This is a genomic window from Undibacterium sp. Ji50W, from assembly GCF_049340445.1.
Lineage (GTDB): Bacteria > Pseudomonadota > Gammaproteobacteria > Burkholderiales > Burkholderiaceae_D > Undibacterium.
On record NZ_JBMPOX010000087.1, the window covers coordinates 1 to 294 of the forward strand.

The following is a 294-nucleotide window of genomic DNA, read 5'->3' on the forward strand; positions in this document are numbered from 1 at the left end:
CCAAAGAAATCACTGCCTACGCAGGTGTTGATGCCAACGCCACAGCCAAAGTATGGCTGAGCAAAGTCGTTGATGCAGCCACACTGGCCACAGCACAAACCACCGTTGACACGACCATCGCAGCGATTGTCACCAACAGCCCAGGTTCCCAAATCGTATTGACCAACGGTACTGACATTGTTTCCGGCGAAACATTCACAGCCCCACAAGTCTACACACCAGGCGGCAATGCCCGTATCAACAGCCTGCAAGACGAAGACCAACTGACCGGTACCGGCGTCTCCAATACCCTGA

1 protein-coding gene is annotated in these 294 nt (G+C 54.1%); it reads left to right on the forward strand.

Going from position 1 to position 294, the window contains the following annotated elements; translation table 11 throughout:
- On the forward strand, positions 1-294 hold a 294-nt coding region (locus ACO0K9_RS28140; RefSeq protein ID WP_422990715.1), incomplete at both ends, for a hypothetical protein.